Raw genomic sequence first — 16,851 nt, forward strand, 5'->3', positions numbered from 1 at the left:
TACTTGATCTCGCCTTGCTCGTTGGAGTGAAAGGCAAAGCGCGCCGGTTGCGGCCGTGTTTTGCCAATGTGGCCCTCGCTTTCCATGGTCCATTTGGCGTCGAAGAAATTTCTCGGCATACCGGCAATGCCGAGAACGCTTCTCAATTCATAATACTCGTCGCGCAGCGTGGCGTTGATCGTGCCCTCTGCTGCTTTGAAACCGCCAATATAGACGGTGTAATCGGCGCTCACGCTTGGCGCTTCGGGTTCCAGCGCGGCGGGGACGGGGGCTGCGGCAGGTGCCGAACTTGGCGCAAGCGCGACAAACGCCAGCACGAGACCTGCTGCCATCGTTTTCCAGTCTGTGGTGTATATCGTTCGGGCCATTGTTCCACTCTGCTTGACCGGGCCGGCCGGATGCGGCGGAGAGGGGTTCATGCTTGCCAAAGCCGCATGAACAGGACCTGAACGACCATCCGGAGCAGCAGCGGGGCTGGACGGAGCCGGTCCTGACCAAGTATGCAACTGGAATGGCAAATGGACCCGACAAAAAGCAACGGCAGCGGCACGCCCTGAATCGGGCCCTGCCGGATCCGGTGGAACTGGCGGCCGGCATCCGCGGCGGCAGCCGCAGTGCACTAGCGCGCGGTATCACCCTGGTCGAATCCTCGCGCGCAGATCATCAGGAGATCGCGCAGGTACTTCTGGCTGCGTTGCTCCCGGAAACAGGCAAAGCCGCAAGGTTGGGCCTTTCCGGAACACCGGGCGTCGGAAAATCGACATTCATCGAGGCGTTCGGTCGGCTTTTGACGGGCAAGGGCCTTCGGATTGCAGTTCTCGCGGTCGATCCCTCATCGGTGAGAACCGGCGGCTCGATCCTCGGCGACAAGACGCGCATGGAATTGCTGGCGCGTGACCCCAATGCTTTCATCCGGCCGTCGCCTTCAGGCGGCACACTTGGCGGCGTCGCACGACGGACGCGCGAAGCCATGCTGCTCGTCGAGGCGGCCGGCTATGACGTTATCCTTGTCGAGACGGTGGGTGTTGGACAGTCCGAGACATCCGTCGCCGACATGGTCGATATGTTCCTGCTCCTGCTTGCACCGGGTGGCGGCGACGAGTTGCAGGGAATCAAGCGGGGCATCATGGAGCTTGCTGACCTGATCGTGGTCAACAAGGCCGATGGCGATCTTGTTCCAGCGGCGCGGCGCGCGCAGACGGAATATCAGGCGGCTCTCCATTTGATGCGGCCCAAAAGAGCGGGCTGGACGCCGCATGTCGTATTGGCCTCCGCGCTCAAGGGAGAGGGGCTCGATGCGGTCTGGGAAGCCGCCGAAGCGCACCGGAAAGTGTTAACGGAGAGCGGCGATCTGGCCCGGCTGCGGGCTGACCAGGCTCGAGCATGGTTCTGGACCGAGTTGCGGGAAGGCCTCTTCTCGAGGCTCAAGACCGATCCCAGGGTGGCGGCGTTGGTGCCGGAACTGGAACGAGACGTCGAGGAGGGCAGGACGACCCCCACGGCAGCCGCAAGGCGGTTGCTCGGCCTTGTGCTTGGGCCTGCAGAAGAGGCCTGAACGGGCCTTGACGGGCACCCACGGGCCTTTTATACGTGCCCGCCTGCATGGGCTGCGCGGGAAACTGCGGCGGCCCGACGAATTTACAAAGGAAGTCCCCATGTCCCGCCGCTGCGAACTGTCCGGCAAGGCCGTGATGTCCGGCAACAATGTGAGCCATGCCAACCGCAAGACGCGGCGCAAGTTCCTGCCGAACCTCTGCCAGGTGACGCTGATCAGCGATGCGCTGGGCCGGCAGGTCAGCCTGCGTATCTCGGCGCATGCGCTGCGTTCGGTCGAGCACAATGGCGGGCTTGACCCGTTCCTGCTCAAGGCAGCCGATGCCCAGCTTTCGTCGCGGGCGCTCAAGCTGAAGCGCGCCATCGAAAAAGCGCAGGCAGTGGCCGCCTGACCGAAGCCGGCCAGCGCTGTGGTTAAGAAGTGGGCGGCTCCCGAGCCGCCTTTTTCTTTGCCTGTAAATTTTACCCCGTTTACCGAAAGTCCGGTCATGGCCTTTTCAGGCCGTGCCCAGCCCCGTTAGACTTCGCCGCTGTGTCTTGGGGGTGTGCGGATGCTGGATAGTGGAGTCGATCGCGTGCCGGTCAGTCGGCCAGGTTTCTTTTCGCGGCTGACCACAGGTTTTTTGCGACTGATTGTTCCCGTGATCGCATTGTGCGCCGCCTTTGCCGTCGCCTTTCTGGTCCGCGATCTGCCCGTAGCGGAAGCTCGCTATCTTGCCCGGCTCGATCCGCGGCTCGATGCTTCGGAATGGTTGACATGGGGTCTTGTGGTCCTGCCTGCTGTGTTCTTCATTCTCAACCTGACCAGCCGCCGTTACGGGCCGGCGCTGACGCTTACCGCCACCTTTGTCGCATGGCTGTTGATCGGCGGCGTCCTCACATGGGCGCTGCATGAGGGCTTCATTGCCGATTTTGGCGAGGAGATCGTACCTTATCCCGAGGCTGCGGCCTTTGTCGGGGCTATGGCGATGGCGCAGCTCGTCGCCATATTGACCTTCGACTGGGTGCGCGGCATTCCATGGTGGAAGGCACCTTTTCTTGCGGCTTTGATCGGTGGGATCGCGTTTTCAATCACCTTCAATATGCGCCCGACTGCGCAGTGGGACGGCGGACTGATTGCGCGCTTTGCGATCGAGGCGGGTATCTATTTCAGTTGGGCGCTGTTGCAGCTTTTTCCAACCGGGATGCTGCGTCGGACAATTCGTCCGTTGTCGGGTTTCGGAGGGGCGTAGGCGCAGCCGTTAAAGCGGCCATGACATCGCTTTTCAGTCGAAACATCAAGAGCAGCGTTCGCTGCAGAACATTGAAGTTGTCGTCCGAAATCACATAGATCAGCAAATCGCCGTTCTTGTCCTGGCGAACGGCCAGCCCCTCCATATTGTCGATCGAATAACGCGGTCCGACATCGACCAGTATTTCGCCATCCGTCACCGCGCCAGGAACAATGTCGTCGCGGCGGATCAGGCGCATCTGCATACCGACACCCGCCAGCATCGAGAAGCGCCGCTCCAACAGCAGAAAGTCGCCATTGGGCAACATCGCGATATCGGTCGGCTTGTAGGGTTTACGCGGCCTCATCGCGAACCATGAAATATCATGACCGTCGGCGACAAAAGCCTTGGTGTCGCCGCGCGGATCCAATGTGTCTTCCGTGATCGCGAGGATACGCGGGTCCCCGCCGGGTTCCGACGCGGGCAACAGTTCAATCGATTCAATGCCGCTATTGGCGTTGAGACGGCCGAAATGACGTTGCGTCAGGAGCTGTTCGGGTCGCGCCAGAAAACCGTTGGTGCCGAGATCGTAGCGCCAGATGCGGTGCGCGCGTTCGAAGCTGACATAGGCCTTGCCGGCCAATGTATCTTCGGTGTCGACGATGAGGCCTTCCGCGTCGCCGAGCATCTTGCCCGAGATCGGCTCGCCGTCGAGCCCGAGCATCGGTGCCATGCGGGCTTCGGCAAGACCTGAAAGGCGCCCTCTTTCATCGTAGAGGATCATTGCGCTGAACCACTGCCCTTTGTCCGAAACGGCAAGGAGCATGGTGCCGTCCGGGTTGACGGCAAGTCCCGACCAGCCCCCGAACTCTTGTATCGGCGATTTGATCTCGATGCCGCCCGCCCACTTCAGCTTGCCGGTATGTGTTTCGTCACGGTCTTCCGGGTTCCAGTCGAGCGTGTTTGTGCTGAGGTCAATGCGCTGTGCATCCGCGTAGGCGGGCGCGCTGGCGACAATGAGCGCAAGAAAGACCAGCACACCGGCGGTCATGTTCGAGCGACGCAATTTACCGATCCTTCCGCTTCGGGCCCCGAGATTTCAGCCGACGGCCCGGCCGGGAGGCATCATATCGGCGCACGGTCCGCGCACAAGAGCCTCAACCGTGCCGCGCCCATGGTGCTTCGTCGAGCCGCAGCGTGCCGCGGCGAATCCAGCGATAAAGCATCAGCGAGGAAGCGGCGGCAAGGCCCGTTGCGAGGCCGAGCCAAATGCCGAAACCTTCCATTTCCAGCGGGAATGCCAGCACGACGCCCAATGTCAGGCCGATCAGCCAATAGCTGATGCCGGCATAGATCATCGGTACACGCGTGTCGTGCAGGCCGCGCAACATGCCGACACCGATCGATTGCGCGCCGTCGAAGACCTGAAAGAGCGCGGCAACGGCAAGAAACGTGACGGCAAGCTCGATTACGCCGGCATTTTCGGGTGCAGTCCGGTCGAGGAAGGCGCCGATCAGCGGATAGGGAAAGAGGATCATCACCAGCGCCATAAGTCCCATAAAAGCGACACCCATGACGAATGGTGTCCAGCCGGCACGGTGGATTGCTTCACGGTCGCCAGCGCCGTAAGCGCGGCCGACGCGTACCGTCACGGCCTGGGAGAAGCCGAGCGGTACCATGAAAGAGATGGCGGCTATCTGTAGTGCGATGGCGTGAGCGGCAAGCGATGCGGCGCCGAAAAGCCCGATCAGAAAAACGGCGGCGTTGAAGACCGACACTTCGAGGCCGAGCGTCACGGCGATAGGCAAGCCGAGTCGCCAGATTTCCCGGTAGCGCGTCCCGTCCGCGCGCCAGAAACGCCCGAACAAATGATAACGGCGGAACTGTCGGTCGAGGAGCACGACAAGGCTCAGCGCGACGAACATGAAACTGCAGGAAAGCACACTGCCGATGCCGGCGCCGACAAGACCCAGTGCGGGAAAGCCGAAGTTCCCGAACATCAGGCAATAGTTGGCGAAGGCGTTGAATGGAACGGCGATACCGCTGATGACGAATGCCCAGCGTGGTCGTTCGAGCGCCGCAATGAAGGCGCGCAGGACGATATAAAAAAGCATCGGCAGCAACGACCACTGCATGGCGCGAACGTAGGATGCGCCTTCTGCCGCCAGTGCGGGCTTCTGACCGAGCGCGAGCAATATCCACTCCGCGTTCCAGAGCAATACCCAGAACGGAATGACGATGGTGAGACCGGCCCACAATGCCTGGCGTACGGTGCGTCGCACGTCGCGCACGGAATGTTTGCGGCGGCCGAGTTCGGCTGCGATCATCGGCGAGGCGGCGGTCATCAGGCCGATGCCGAAGATGAAGACGGCGAAATAGAGGTTGGAGCCGAGCGTACCGGCGGCCAGCGTGTTCGGACCGAGCCAACCCATCATCAGCACATCGGTGGCGTTGATCGCGACCTGTGCGAGATTGGTGAAAATCAGCGGCCACGACAACGCAAGCGTCGCTTTCGCCTCATCGATCCAGAGACGGCGATCCAAGTGGAATGTGGCAAGCGCGGTGCGCATGGCGGTAAAATCCGGAACGGAGAAAAGCCGCGCAGATTATCCGTATCCGTCTGAAGCTCAAGCGCCGATTTCAGCAGGTGCGGGATTTTCGCTGCCGCATCCATGCAAGTAACGGGAACGGCAGGTAGGCCGCGAAGATCAGAATGACCGCCAGCACAAGGCCTTGCGGGTCCCAGAGTTGCATGGCAAAGCCCGAAAGGGGCGTGCCGACAAGCGCGCCGGTGCCCCACATTGCAGTCGTGAAGGCGCTTGCGCCGGCCAGCTCCGCGCCTCGGAAGCGCTCGCCGACCAGCACCATACCGAGTGTGAAAATGCCATTGGCGAGGCCGACCACCAGAAAGAGGATGACGCCGGTAGCGACGAGCGTGGGCACGGCGAAAGGTAGCAGGGCGTAACCCGCTATCGTTGCAATCACGAGGCCGATCAGGAGGTTGAGCCGGTTTATCTTGTCGGCGGCGACACCCACGATCGGTTGCATGACGATCGCGCCTATCGCCGCGACTGTGAGAAGCGCAAGGCTTCCACTTTCCGCCATGCCGCTGCGGATTGCGTATAGCGGGAAAAATGTCACCAGCGATTCTTCGGCGGCGGCATAGAACACGTTGACCAGCAGCGCCGCCGGCGCGACGAAGACCAGACGCCATATGGGCGACGATTTTTCGGTTTTTTCGAAGTGGTTACGGCTCTTGTCGGCGGTGGTCACCAGGATGGCGGCTGCAATCATCAATGCGCCGCCCAGATAGAAGGGCTCGACGCCCGTTCCGAGCACCACCAGTGTTGCCGGACCGAGCGCGAAGCCGGCCGCCGCCGAGGCACCGTAGATGCCGATGATCTTTCCGCGCTTGGCGTCCTCGGCCAGCGCGTTGATCCAGGCTTCGCTGGTCGCCCATAGCAGCGTGCCGGCGACACCGAGCAGGAAGCGAAGCGGAAACCAGGCGAGGAAGTTTGCGTAGTAGCCGATCAGCAGGAAGGAGAAACCAGCCAGCAACAAGCCGCCGATCATCACATTGGCCGGGCCGAACCGGCGCATGATCCAGGGTGCGATCGGCGAGATCAGAAACACCGGTGCGGCCTGGGCGGCGGCCGACAAGCCGATAAGTCCCGGTTCTGCGCCTTGGCGGGCCATGATCAGCGCGGCCAACGGGAAAGCGATCCCCATGGAAAGATTGACCATTCCCATCGAGATGATGGCTGCGGCGAGGCTGCGTTTGCGGCGGGGCTGGACGGGAACAAAGCTCGACATGGAGGGCGCTCCAAAAGGACGCCATTAAATAATCAATATAGTTTATAAAATAAAGAAGATTTTCGAAATTTCGATTAAGCCGCTGAATTTCATAGACTATTTTATAAACGATCAAGTTGAAAAACAGACCGTCCCGAGGCATGATGCAAGCATGCATTCAACGCCCGAACAGATTCTCCTCCTCCTCAAGAAGAACGGTCCGCAAACCGCCGAAATGCTTGGCAATTCGCTGTCGATGACCTCGATGGGCGCGCGCCGGCATCTGCATGCTCTCGGCAAGGTTGGGCATGTTGCTCCCTTCGACCGTGCCGAGGGCGTAGGACGGCCTCGGCAATTCTGGCAGCTGACGCCCGAAGGCCATGCGCGGTTCGGCGATGCGCATGCCGAGCTGACCGCCAAGATGATCGGCGACGTCCGCCGTCTCTTCGGCGAGGAAGGCCTCGCGGAACTGATCGCCGAACGCGAGCGCGACATGCGGCTGACCTACGAGAAGGCGTTGGCGGGTACGGCGGCGCTTCAAGCGCGCGTCGAGGCGCTGGCGGCGGTTCGCGCTGCCGAGGGTTATATGGCCCGCGTGGAGCGCGACGGCGCGGATTTCATTCTGATCGAGGATCACTGCCCGATCTGCGTGGCGGCGACCGCGTGTCAGGGTTTCTGCCGGTCGGAACTCGCACTCTTTCGGATAATGCTGGGCGAGGGCGCGCGGGTCGAGCGGGAAGAATACCTGCTCGATGGCGGGCGGCGCTGCACCTACCGGATCGGAAAAGTCGAGTGACCGTCTAACGCACGGCGCGCGCGACGGCGGGTTTCGGGCGCTTTTTGGCGTCCTGGCCACGCGCCTTCAATTGGCCGCGCCGCAACGTCGTCTCGTCGTCGAAAAGCTCGGCGAGTTTTTCGGTCATTGCGCCGCCAAGCTGCTCGGCGTCGACGATGGTGACGGCGCGGCGGTAGTAGCGCGTGACGTCGTGGCCGATACCGATGGCGATCAGTTCGACCGGCGAGTGGCTTTCGATCTGCTCGATGACCGAGCGCAGATGCTTTTCGAGATAATTGCCGGCATTGACCGAAAGCGTCGAATCGTCGACCGGCGCGCCATCCGAAATCACCATCATGATGCGGCGTTGTTCCGGCCGCGCCAGCAGGCGGTTGTAGGCCCAGATCAGCGCCTCGCCGTCGATATTCTCTTTCAGCAGACCTTCGCGCATCATCAGGCCGAGATTGCGCCGCGCGCGCCGCCATGGACTATCGGCCGACTTGTAGACGATGTGGCGCAGGTCATTGAGGCGGCCGGGCTGGGCCGGCTTGCCTTCCGCCAGCCAGCGCTCGCGCGACTGGCCGCCCTTCCATGCGCGTGTCGTGAAACCCAGAATCTCGACCTTGACGCCACAACGCTCAAGCGTGCGCGCCAGAATATCGGCGCACATGGCCGCCACCGTGATCGGCCGGCCGCGCATCGAGCCCGAATTGTCGAGCAGCAGCGTCACCACCGTGTCGCGGAAATTCATGTCGTGCTCGACCTTGAAGGCAAGCGGCTGCATCGGATCGATGACCGCGCGGGTCAGGCGCGCGGCATCGAGAATGCCTTCTTCGAGATCGAATTCCCAGGTGCGGTTTTGCTGCGCCAGCAACCGGCGCTGCAGGCGGTTGGCGAGGCGCGAAACGACGCCCTGCATCTGCTGCAATTGCTGGTCGAGATATTGTCTGAGGCGCGACAGTTCCTCGAGGTCGCAGAGATCTTCGGCAGCGATCACCTCGTCATATTGCGGCGTGAATATCTTGTAGGCGGCGCGGTTTCTGTCGTCGCCCTGCTGGTTCGGCCGCCAGGGCTGGTTGCCTTCGCTGGTTTCGTCCGTGTCGCCGTCGGACGGCATATCGTCGGCATCGACCTCGACGGTCTGCTCGTCGCCTTCCTCGCCTTCGCCGTCCGAAAACTCGACTTGATCGGCCGACGAGCCTTCGGGTTGTTCGGCTTCCCCCGACTGGCTCTGCTCTGAACTGTCCTGGCTGTCGCCTTCCTGATCGTCGGCATCGTCGGACGCCTGATCCGGGGCTTCGCCGAGCTCGTCGCCCATGTCGAGATCGACCAGAATGTCGCGCGTCGCGCGCGCGAAGGCCTTCTGGTCCTCGATCACCTCGCCGAGCCGGTCGAGATCGCTGCCGGCCTTGTCCTCGATCCATGAGCGCCACTGGTCGACCAACTTGCGGGCCGAAGGCGGCGGCGCCTCGCCGGTCAGCTTTTCACGCACCATCATGGCGACGGCTTCGGCAAGCGGCGCCTCGTCGCGCGACGAGATGCGGTCATAGCCGCGTGAGGCGCAACGCTGCTCCAGCGCGGCGGTCAGGTTTTGCGACATGCCGGCCATCTGGTTGGCGCCGATGGCCTCGACGCGCGCCTGTTCCACCGCATCGAAAACGGCGAGTGCGTTGCCGCCCTCGGGCTGCAACGTCGCATTGATCTTCTCGTCGTGATGGGCAAGACGCAGCGCATAGGCGTCGGAAACGCCGCGCACCTGCGCCACTTCCTCGGGCGGCAGGGTGCGGCTCGGCAGGGGCAGCCGGGCGCGCAGGCCCCGCAGGCCCGGCGCTTCCGTCCCGAAAGTGACGTTCAGCTCCGGTTCGGCCGCAATCGTGCGCATGGTTTGCGCCAGCGCACGCTTGAACGGTTCGACGGGACCTTCCTTCGATTTCATGGGCCTTGCCGCTTTTCGCGTTTTCAGGCGACCTTGATGTTCGCCGCCGAGTCCGGAAGATCCTCGCCGAAGGAGCGCTGGTAGAATTCGGCCACCGTCGCCCGCTCCAGCTCATCGCATTTGTTGAGGAAGGTAACGCGGAAGGCGAAGCCCATGTCGCCGCCAAAAATCTTGGCGTTTTCGGCCCAGGTCAGCACGGTGCGGGGGCTCATGACGGTCGAGATGTCGCCATTGATGAAAGCCGAACGCGTGAGATCGGCAACGCGGACCATGGCCGCGATCTGCTTGCGGCCTTCTTCCGTGTCGTAGCTCTTCAGCTTGGAGAGCATGATGTTCACTTCTTCGGCATGTGGCAGATAGTTCAGCGTGGTGACGATGTTCCAGCGGTCCATCTGGCCCTGATTGATCTGCTGCGTGCCGTGATAGAGGCCCGACGTGTCGCCGAGGCCGACGGTGTTGGCCGTCGCGAAGAGGCGGAACGCCGGGTGCGGACGGATGACGCGGTTCTGATCGAGCAGCGTCAGCTTGCCCGAGGCTTCCAGAATGCGCTGGATCACGAACATCACATCAGGACGGCCGGCGTCGTATTCGTCGAAAACCAGCGCCACCGGGTGCTGCAGCGCCCAGGGCAGGATGCCTTCACGGAATTCGGTTACCTGCTTGCCGTCCTTCAACACGATCGCGTCCTTGCCGACGAGATCGATACGGCTGATATGGCTGTCGAGATTGATGCGAACGCAGGGCCAATTGAGGCGTGCCGCCACCTGCTCGATATGGGTCGACTTGCCGGTGCCGTGATAGCCTTGAACGATGACACGGCGATTGAAGGCGAAGCCGGCCAGAAGCGCGATTGTCGTGTCCCGGTCGAAGAGGTAGTCGGGATCGAAATCCGGCACATATTCGTTGGGCTCCGAGAAAGCCGGAACCTCCATGTCGAAGTCGATCTTGAACGTCTCGCGGACGGAGATTTTCTTGTCCGGGAGATTTTCGGTCATGCCGTTTCTTGCTTCAAAGCTCATTCCTGGCCTACTTCCGTACGTGTCGTTCAAAACCCGATCGTTCATCATCGAACCGGGACGCCGCCCCGGCGGAGCGCTTCCATGTCCCTCGCCGCCCGCTGCCAATCAGCGATAGCCGCTCTTGCGGAGGTAATCGTAGGCCTGAATGACCTTGCGGAGACGCTCCTCGGCCGACCTGTCGCCGCCATTGGCGTCGGGATGGTGTCTTTTGACCAGTTCCTTATACCGTGCCTTGATCTCGTTCAAGGAGGCGGTCCCGTCGAGGCCCAGCGTATCGAGCGCCTGTTGCTCCAGTGCCCGGGGCTTGCGCCGCATCTGCGGCTCCTCAGGATGGGCTGACCCTGCGGCATCCTCAAAAAAGCCAAAGGCATCGCGAAAAGGCGAAGTTCGGCCTCTGCGGGCGCCAAAATGGGGCCCGAAAGCCGCATTTGCGGCGTTAACGCCCAGATTCCAGGTTGGCCGGTGGCCCGTCAGCGCATCGCGCTGGAAAGTGGCGATGTCGGCGTCGCTCATGCCCTTGAAGAAGTCGTAGCTTCCATTGAATTCGCGGATATGGGTCTCGCAGAACCACGCATATTGCGTATCGCCGCCGGCATCCATGGCCGCCGTTGCGTTGGCGCGCGGCGCACGATGGAGACCGGGCTCGCGGCAACCGGCCCATTCGCAGTGCCTGGGTGCCTCACGGGCAGCGGTGCGGACATGGGACGGCTGTTCCAGACCGCGCATCTTGCGCGGTGCGATCCGGATCGAATCAAAATATTTCGAGTTCAGTTTCACAATCCAAATTATGTGTTGGCGTTGGAGCTAAAACAAGGAAGCATCGCGCATCTTGCCATTGCATCGACTATCCATGCATTAACAAACAGGTTAACCGGAAACTGCCATGTCTGTCGCCGAGACCATGCGCCGCAAGCTCGAAGCGGCGCTCGCACCGACGCAACTGGAAATCGAGGACCAGTCGCATCTCCACAAAGGCCATGCCGGGCATCGGCCGGACGGAGAGAGCCATTTCCGCGTTGTCATCGTTGCCCCGGTCTTCGCCGGCAAGTCGCGGGTGGAGCGCCAGCGCATGGTGACGGCAGCGCTGAAAGAGGAAATGGGTTCTCCGATCCATGCGCTCGGCATCAAGGCGATGACGCCGGAAGAAGCGGCAGCGGAGCGTTAGCCACCTTTACCCGCCTTGACGGTGCGGGCGGGGGCGATGCGAAGCTGGACGATCTGATTGCGCTGGCGGCGCAATATCTCGAAGCGGAAGCCGTGAAACGTGAAGGTCTGACCGACTTCCGGGATCGTGCGCGCCTCATGGATCACGAGACCCGCGATGGTCGTCGCTTCCTCGTCGGGCAAGGACCAGTCGAAGGCGCGATTGAGGTCGCGGATCGGCACGACGCCGCTGACGACGACCGATCCGTCGGGCTGCAGACGGACGCCGGCCACCTCAATATCGTGCTCGTCGCGAATGTCGCCGACGATTTCCTCAAGAATGTCTTCCAGCGTGATAAGGCCCATCAGGGCACCATACTCGTCGACGACAAGGGAGAAATGCGTCTTGCGGCGAAGAAAGGCGTTGAGCTGATCCTGCAGCGCCGTCGTGTCAGGCACAAACCAGGGCTTTGCTGCAATCGAAAGTATCTCGATGCTATCGGCGTTCCAGGCTGCGCCTGCTAGCGCGCGCAGCAAATCCTTGGCGTGAAGAACGCCGACGATGTTTTCCGGATCGTCGCGCCACAATGGAATGCGCGTATGCGGGCTTGCCAGTGCTTGCGAGATGATTTCGCTGTTGGGCTGCGATGCATCGATCATCACGATGTTCTTGCGGTGAACCATGATGTCGCTGACTTCAAGATCATGCAGATCGAGGATGCCGCCCAGCATGTCGCGGTCGATCTTGACCACGCTGCCCTCGTGATGATGCAGGTTGATCGCACCGCGCAACTCTTCATGTGCGGAAAGCACCTGCTGGTTTTCGTCGACGTCGAGGCCGAAGAGACGCAGGGCATGGCGGACAATGAACTGCACCGCCGCTGTGACCGGTCCGAATACAAACGTCACGACGCGCAGGATCGGTGCGACGGCCAGCGCCACGCGATCGGTGTTGGTAATGGCGACGGTCTTGGGCGCGACTTCCGCAAAGACCAGGACGACGGCCGTCATCACGAGGGTCGCGTAGACGACGCCGGCGTCGCCGAACAGGGCGAGAAAGAGGGTGGTCGCCAGCGCCGAGGCCAGAATGTTGACAAGGTTGTTGCCGAGCAGCACGGCGCCGATCAGGCGCTCGCGGTCCTCCGTCAGGGCGAGAACCGTGCGGGCCCGCTTATTGCCATCCTCGGCGAGACGGTGCATGCGGGCGCGGGACGCCGCTGTGAGCGCCGTTTCCGAGCCCGAGAAAAAGGCCGAGAACAGCAGCAGCAACAGGATGGCGCCGAGAATGGCGCTGAGACCAAGGGACAGCATGTCAGGCGGACTCCCGTTCCCGCAGCACGGCGCGCAAGATGTCCGGGTCGACATCGCGCGTGACAAAGGCCTCGCCGATTCCGCGGGCGAGAATGAAGGTGAGCTTGCCGTCCTGGACCTTCTTGTCCTGACCCATCAGCGCAATCAAGCCATCGGCATCGGGCAGGGGGCCGGGCACGTCGGCGAGCCCTGCGGGCAGGCCGGCACGTGCGAGGTGCCGGCGGACCCGGGTGGCGTCCTGTCCGGAACAGAGGCCGAGACGCGCCGACAGATCGAAGGCCAACGCCATGCCGACGGCGACGCCCTCGCCATGGACGAGACGTTGCGAAAAACCGGTTGCCGCTTCCAGGGCATGGCCGAAGGTGTGACCGAGATTGAGCAGCGCCCGGACACCGCTTTCGCGTTCGTCGGCGGCGACGGTCGCGGCCTTCGCCTCGCAGCTCTTGACAACGGCGTGGATGCGCGCCGCGCGGTCGCCCTCCTTCAGGCGATCGAGATTTTCCTCCAGCCAGTCGAAAAAGGCGCGGTCGGCGATCAATCCGTATTTGACGACTTCGGCGTAGCCGGCGAGAAATTCACGCATCGGCAGCGTCTCGAGCGCGGCGACATCGGCCAGCACCAGACGCGGCTGATGGAAGGCGCCGGCGAGGTTCTTGCCCTGTGCCGTGTTGATGCCGGTCTTGCCGCCGACCGAACTGTCGACCTGCGAGAGCAGTGTTGTCGGGATTTGCGCGAAATCGACGCCACGGCGCAAGATTGCTGCGGCAAAACCCGTCAGGTCGCCAATCACGCCGCCGCCCAGCGCGACGACGAGATCGCCCCGTTCGATGCCGGTCTCGAGCAGCCAGCCGGTCAGCTTTTCAAGTGCGGCGAAAGACTTGGTGCCTTCGCCGGCCGGAAGCACGATCGTGTCGTGACGGATGCCGGCCGCATCGAGGCTCTTCTGCAATGCCGGCAAATGAAGGCGCGCCACTGTTTCGTCGGTGACGATGGCGAGGCGCGCGCGACGCAGCAGCGGCTTGAGATACGTGCCGGCATCGGCGATGAGGCCGGGTCCGACCAGAATGTCGTAGGTGCGGTCGCCGAGATCGACGGCGATCTTTCGAACGGTATCAGTCATTGTCTTCTCCGCCTTCTCCGCCGCCGCGGGCGCGGAATTCCTTCAGCTTGCCGATGATGGTTTCGACGACCGCCTCATGCGGGCCTTCAATGCTTTCGATGGCGATGTCGGCCTCTGCGTAGACCGGATAACGCTCGTCGATGAGGCGCTTCATGGTGGCGCGCGGATCGCCGTTTGCCAGCAGCGGCCGGTCGCCGCGCTTGGCGACGCGCTTCATGAGCACGTCGAGATCGGCTTTCAGCCAGATGGAGATGCCGCGCGCGGCGATGTTGGCGCGCGTCACCGGATCCATGAAGGCGCCGCCGCCGGTTGCCAGCACATGCGGCGGACCGGCCAGCAGACGGGTGATGACGCGCCGCTCGCCGGTGCGGAAGGCGGTCTCGCCGTGACGGGCGAAGATTTCCGCAACGGATTCGCCGGCCGCCTGCTCGATTTCGGCGTCCGCATCGACAAAGTCGAGACCGAGGCGGCGGGCAAGGCGGCGGCCAACGGTGGTCTTGCCGGCCCCCATCAGCCCGACCAGCACGATCGAGCGCGCGTCAAGCGGCGCCGGCGCCAGGGTCTCCCCCTGCTCCGCCTCTGCCGTTCTGCGCTGCTCGTTGCCTGCCATTTTTCCGTCCGACATGGGCTCACATTCACCAGGAAGACACATGCTCGCCCGATATAGCGGTCTTAACCTTGCTATTCTATTCTGCGGCCCGTTCCCCGGCCCAAGCCGGCCCGTGAGGCGGTGAAAACCCGCTATCCTACCGGATTGTTAGCATGGTTCCAGCAAGGGCGGGGCAGTAGATAAGGCATGGCGGCGCGCCCGTCGCGCCCCATTTTCGCCGCAAGCGGGGCCTAAGGCTTTCCCCCATTACGGCGGCTTGAAACCGAAGGTCCGCCACGGGCCCGGAGAAGGAAGAAACGATGCGCCGCATTACCGGCCTCCTTGTCGTCGTTGCCGTACTTGCGGTGGCAATCGTCGGCGGGATTTTTTATCTCGATCGGGCCGTCGCGCCCGAAGTGCAAACAGTGGAGAAGGTTCTCCCCGATGGCCAGTTTCCGCGCTAGGCAAGGGCGTCGCGCCGCCGGTCTTGCGCTCCTCGTTTCAATGGCGATGCCTGTCCCGGCGCTGTTGGCGCAGGAGGCCAATATCCTGCAGGCGCCTGCCGGCATGGAGCCCATGCGCCAGCCCGCGCCATCGAGCGACGGTCCGCAGCGCATCGTTCCACCGGGCTATGGCGCGACGACGCCGGCCTCGGGCCTTTCCTCGCCCGATATGCGGGCCGTCTCTCCCGCGGCACCCTCGCAGCTGTTTCCGACCGGCCGCCAGTCCAGCGAGCCTGCCGTCCGCATGCTGAGCGCCGTGCCCGGCGGAGAACGGTCGGATATCCAGATCGGTACCCTGTCCGGCGTCGACACGTCGAGCGTCGGGCTGATCGGGGTGCAGGAGGGCAGTCTCGGGACGGCCATGTGGGAGGGCGCCTCGCGCGCCGATATCGAGACCTATCTGATGCGGCTTCCGGTCGCGAGCGGCTCGCCGGTCATGGACGATCTGGCGCGCCGTCTGCTGCTGACGGGCGCGCGGGCGCCGGAAGGCGCGGGCGGCGGCATACCGCTGCTGGCGGCACGGCTGAACAGGCTTCTGGCCGCCGGCCAGGCGGAGGCAGCGATGCAGCTGGCGCTGGCGGGCGGCGCAAACCGCTCGCCGCTGGTCGCGGTCGAGCTGGCGCGCGCGTCGCTGGCGGCTGGCGACGACAATCGCGCCTGCGCGGCGCTTGCCGATATTCCACCCGGCAACGACCCGGCGCGGAACGACATGGCGGCTTTCGCCGTCAAGCTCAGCGCCTATTGTCAGATCGTTGCCGGCAACCCCGAAATCGCCAACCTGACGCTCGATCTTGCACGCGAGGAAGGACTCAACGATGCGCTGTTTTTCTCGCTGGCCGGTCAGGCGGCCGCCGGCATCCAGTTGCGCGCGCCCGAACCCAATACGCTCGGCATCGTCGATGCCGCCTTCTATCGTCTGGCCGGTCGCGACCTGCCGGACAATGTGGCCGAGATCGCCGAACCCGCCTTGCTGCCGGGTCTGCTGCGGGACGGTACTCTGAGCGATGCCGTGCGGCTGGCGGTGGCCGAACGCGCGGCGCGCTACGACCTGATCGATGGGCTTGAGCTTGCGACCTATTACAGGATGCCCAGTTTCACCGAAGAGCAGATGGCGGGCCTGCTGACATCCGACATTCCCGAGACATCGCCGCTCCGGCGCGCAATGATCCATCAGGCGATTGGGACCGCGGTCGCCGCCGACGACCGAATCCGGCTTTTCAAGCTTGCTTTTGCGACGGCCGAATCGGCGGGGCTTTATTATCCGACGATCGAGGCGCTTCATGGAGAGCTTGGCGGCATGACGCCGTCCGAAGCGCTGCGCCCGATGGCGGCGAGCGCCACGCGCGCTTTCCTTGCTCTCGGGGAACCGCGCAAGGCCGACGAATGGTTTGCGCTGATGCAATCCGCACCGGGCCTCGGTCGCGACGGGCGCGAGCTTGCGGCGCTGATGCGGGTCGCCGGCGGCACTGCGGCCGGTTTCGACAGCGAGCGTGTGTCGGCCGAGATTATCGCCGACCTCCGGTCGGGCGAGCGCAAGGCGCAGGTGTTCGCGGCCTGCGAGGCGATGCTTCTGGACGCGCTCGGCCATTCGCCGACACCCGCCGTTTGGGAAGCGCTGCTTGATGCGCGCGGCGCGCTGCCGGGCGATGCGCCCTCCGAGGCGCTACTCAATCAATTGCAGATGGCGGGTCACAAGAAGGCCGTCGGCGAAACGGTTTTGCTGACGCTCGACGTGCTGGGTTCGAACGGGCCCGGCGCGGCGCATCCCAGAGCGGCGGCGCAAGCGACGGCCAGTCTCAAGGCCGCCAATCTCGAAAGCGAGGCCCGGCGGCTCGCTCTCGAAGCGCTTCTCGCGCGCAGCTATGCCGGGCGTGGTTGAGTAACATCGGGTGATTGAA

At 63.3% G+C, this 16,851-nt stretch carries 17 protein-coding genes; 7 read left to right on the forward strand and 10 right to left on the reverse strand.

Annotated features, from left to right (window positions below; genetic code table 11):
- Positions 1-368 (reverse strand): DUF3108 domain-containing protein (locus WEB61_RS01485; RefSeq protein WP_368062555.1); only part of this gene is annotated, 368 nt, incomplete at its 3' end.
- A 53-nt stretch (positions 369-421) separates the two neighbouring features.
- Between WEB61_RS01485 and meaB the strand changes: the two genes are divergently transcribed.
- The 3 genes from meaB to WEB61_RS01500 all read left to right on the forward strand — a co-directional run bounded on the left by meaB (position 422) and on the right by WEB61_RS01500 (position 2,786).
- On the forward strand, positions 422-1,555 hold the full coding sequence (gene meaB, locus WEB61_RS01490; RefSeq protein WP_368062556.1) for a methylmalonyl Co-A mutase-associated GTPase MeaB: 1,134 nt from the start codon (positions 422-424) through the stop codon (positions 1,553-1,555).
- A gap of 100 nt (positions 1,556-1,655) precedes the next feature.
- Positions 1,656-1,946, forward strand: coding sequence for a 50S ribosomal protein L28 (gene rpmB / locus WEB61_RS01495; RefSeq protein WP_368062557.1), 291 nt, complete (start codon positions 1,656-1,658; stop codon positions 1,944-1,946).
- A gap of 159 nt (positions 1,947-2,105) precedes the next feature.
- The gene (locus WEB61_RS01500) at positions 2,106-2,786 is read left to right on the forward strand and encodes a hypothetical protein (RefSeq protein WP_368062558.1); all 681 of its coding nucleotides are present in this window, start codon (positions 2,106-2,108) and stop codon (positions 2,784-2,786) included.
- Here WEB61_RS01500 and WEB61_RS01505 read toward each other — a convergent pair.
- From WEB61_RS01505 to WEB61_RS01515, 3 genes are all read right to left on the reverse strand, one after another.
- Positions 2,704-3,831 (reverse strand): esterase-like activity of phytase family protein, encoded by a 1,128-nt coding sequence (locus WEB61_RS01505; RefSeq protein ID WP_368062559.1) that lies wholly within the window; start codon positions 3,829-3,831, stop codon positions 2,704-2,706. The two genes, WEB61_RS01500 and WEB61_RS01505, sit on opposite strands and share 83 nt — an antisense overlap.
- A 91-nt stretch (positions 3,832-3,922) precedes the next feature.
- The gene (locus WEB61_RS01510) at positions 3,923-5,335 is read right to left on the reverse strand and encodes an MATE family efflux transporter (protein WP_368062560.1); all 1,413 of its coding nucleotides are present in this window, start codon (positions 5,333-5,335) and stop codon (positions 3,923-3,925) included.
- 70 nt (positions 5,336-5,405) lie between these two features.
- Positions 5,406-6,578, reverse strand: a complete 1,173-nt coding sequence (locus WEB61_RS01515; RefSeq protein ID WP_368062561.1) for an MFS transporter — start codon at positions 6,576-6,578, stop codon at positions 5,406-5,408.
- 151 nt (positions 6,579-6,729) lie between these two features.
- Between WEB61_RS01515 and WEB61_RS01520 the strand changes: the two genes are divergently transcribed.
- The gene (locus tag WEB61_RS01520) at positions 6,730-7,353 is read left to right on the forward strand and encodes a helix-turn-helix transcriptional regulator (RefSeq protein ID WP_368062562.1); all 624 of its coding nucleotides are present in this window, start codon (positions 6,730-6,732) and stop codon (positions 7,351-7,353) included.
- Positions 7,354-7,357: 4 nt separating this feature from the next.
- Here WEB61_RS01520 and cobT read toward each other — a convergent pair whose 3' ends face one another.
- The 3 genes from cobT to WEB61_RS01535 form a co-directional block, all read right to left on the reverse strand.
- Positions 7,358-9,268 (reverse strand): cobaltochelatase subunit CobT, encoded by a 1,911-nt coding sequence (gene cobT / locus WEB61_RS01525; protein ID WP_368062563.1) that lies wholly within the window; start codon positions 9,266-9,268, stop codon positions 7,358-7,360.
- Positions 9,269-9,291: 23 nt separating this feature from the next.
- Positions 9,292-10,263: a cobaltochelatase subunit CobS gene (cobS, locus tag WEB61_RS01530; RefSeq protein ID WP_368062564.1), complete on the reverse strand. Its 972-nt coding sequence runs from the start codon at positions 10,261-10,263 to the stop codon at positions 9,292-9,294.
- A gap of 129 nt (positions 10,264-10,392) precedes the next feature.
- Positions 10,393-11,064 (reverse strand): J domain-containing protein, encoded by a 672-nt coding sequence (locus WEB61_RS01535; RefSeq protein ID WP_368062565.1) that lies wholly within the window; start codon positions 11,062-11,064, stop codon positions 10,393-10,395.
- 106 nt (positions 11,065-11,170) lie between these two features.
- On the opposite strand from WEB61_RS01535, the gene WEB61_RS01540 reads away from it, so the two are divergent.
- Positions 11,171-11,452, forward strand: coding sequence for a BolA family protein (locus tag WEB61_RS01540; RefSeq protein ID WP_368062566.1), 282 nt, complete (start codon positions 11,171-11,173; stop codon positions 11,450-11,452).
- On the opposite strand, the gene WEB61_RS01545 is transcribed toward WEB61_RS01540, so the two are convergent.
- The 3 genes from WEB61_RS01545 to WEB61_RS01555 are packed head-to-tail and all read right to left on the reverse strand — an operon-like array spanning position 11,449 to position 14,486.
- A complete protein-coding gene (locus WEB61_RS01545) occupies positions 11,449-12,741 on the reverse strand; it encodes an HlyC/CorC family transporter (protein WP_368062567.1) in 1,293 nt (430 codons plus the stop codon). The two genes, WEB61_RS01540 and WEB61_RS01545, sit on opposite strands and share 4 nt — an antisense overlap.
- A gap of 1 nt (position 12,742) precedes the next feature.
- Entirely contained in the window at positions 12,743-13,861 is a 1,119-nt protein-coding gene (gene aroB / locus WEB61_RS01550; protein WP_368062568.1) for a 3-dehydroquinate synthase, read from the reverse strand.
- On the reverse strand, positions 13,854-14,486 hold the full coding sequence (locus WEB61_RS01555) for a shikimate kinase (RefSeq protein ID WP_368062569.1): 633 nt from the start codon (positions 14,484-14,486) through the stop codon (positions 13,854-13,856). Before WEB61_RS01555 ends, aroB begins: the two co-directional genes overlap by 8 nt.
- Positions 14,487-14,770: 284 nt before the next feature.
- Between WEB61_RS01555 and WEB61_RS01560 the strand changes: the two genes are divergently transcribed.
- Both WEB61_RS01560 and WEB61_RS01565 read left to right on the forward strand, forming a co-directional pair.
- Positions 14,771-14,914, forward strand: coding sequence for a hypothetical protein (locus WEB61_RS01560; protein ID WP_368062570.1), 144 nt, complete (start codon positions 14,771-14,773; stop codon positions 14,912-14,914).
- Positions 14,895-16,832, forward strand: coding sequence for a hypothetical protein (locus WEB61_RS01565; protein ID WP_368062571.1), 1,938 nt, complete (start codon positions 14,895-14,897; stop codon positions 16,830-16,832). The genes WEB61_RS01560 and WEB61_RS01565 overlap by 20 nt, the downstream gene beginning before the upstream one ends.
- Positions 16,833-16,851 lie beyond the last annotated feature (19 nt).

This window comes from Parvibaculum sp. (assembly GCF_040882025.1).
GTDB lineage: Bacteria > Pseudomonadota > Alphaproteobacteria > Parvibaculales > Parvibaculaceae > Parvibaculum.

Bases quoted from the DNA above. Each gene is read 5' to 3' on its own strand.
- rpmB (WP_368062557.1), top strand. From the start codon at position 1,656: ATGTCCCGCCGCTGCGAACTGTCCGGCAAGGCCGTGATGTCCGGCAAC.
- WEB61_RS01500 (WP_368062558.1), top strand. From the start codon at position 2,106: ATGCTGGATAGTGGAGTCGATCGCGTGCCGGTCAGTCGGCCAGGTTTC.
- WEB61_RS01510 (WP_368062560.1), bottom strand. From the start codon at position 5,335: ATGCGCACCGCGCTTGCCACATTCCACTTGGATCGCCGTCTCTGGATC.
- WEB61_RS01515 (WP_368062561.1), bottom strand. From the start codon at position 6,578: ATGTCGAGCTTTGTTCCCGTCCAGCCCCGCCGCAAACGCAGCCTCGCC.
- WEB61_RS01520 (WP_368062562.1), top strand. From the start codon at position 6,730: ATGCATTCAACGCCCGAACAGATTCTCCTCCTCCTCAAGAAGAACGGT.
- cobT (WP_368062563.1), bottom strand. From the start codon at position 9,268: ATGAAATCGAAGGAAGGTCCCGTCGAACCGTTCAAGCGTGCGCTGGCG.
- cobS (WP_368062564.1), bottom strand. From the start codon at position 10,263: ATGACCGAAAATCTCCCGGACAAGAAAATCTCCGTCCGCGAGACGTTC.
- WEB61_RS01540 (WP_368062566.1), top strand. From the start codon at position 11,171: ATGTCTGTCGCCGAGACCATGCGCCGCAAGCTCGAAGCGGCGCTCGCA.
- WEB61_RS01545 (WP_368062567.1), bottom strand. From the start codon at position 12,741: ATGCTGTCCCTTGGTCTCAGCGCCATTCTCGGCGCCATCCTGTTGCTG.
- aroB (WP_368062568.1), bottom strand. From the start codon at position 13,861: ATGACTGATACCGTTCGAAAGATCGCCGTCGATCTCGGCGACCGCACC.
- WEB61_RS01555 (WP_368062569.1), bottom strand. From the start codon at position 14,486: ATGTCGGACGGAAAAATGGCAGGCAACGAGCAGCGCAGAACGGCAGAG.
- WEB61_RS01560 (WP_368062570.1), top strand. From the start codon at position 14,771: ATGCGCCGCATTACCGGCCTCCTTGTCGTCGTTGCCGTACTTGCGGTG.
- WEB61_RS01565 (WP_368062571.1), top strand. From the start codon at position 14,895: ATGGCCAGTTTCCGCGCTAGGCAAGGGCGTCGCGCCGCCGGTCTTGCG.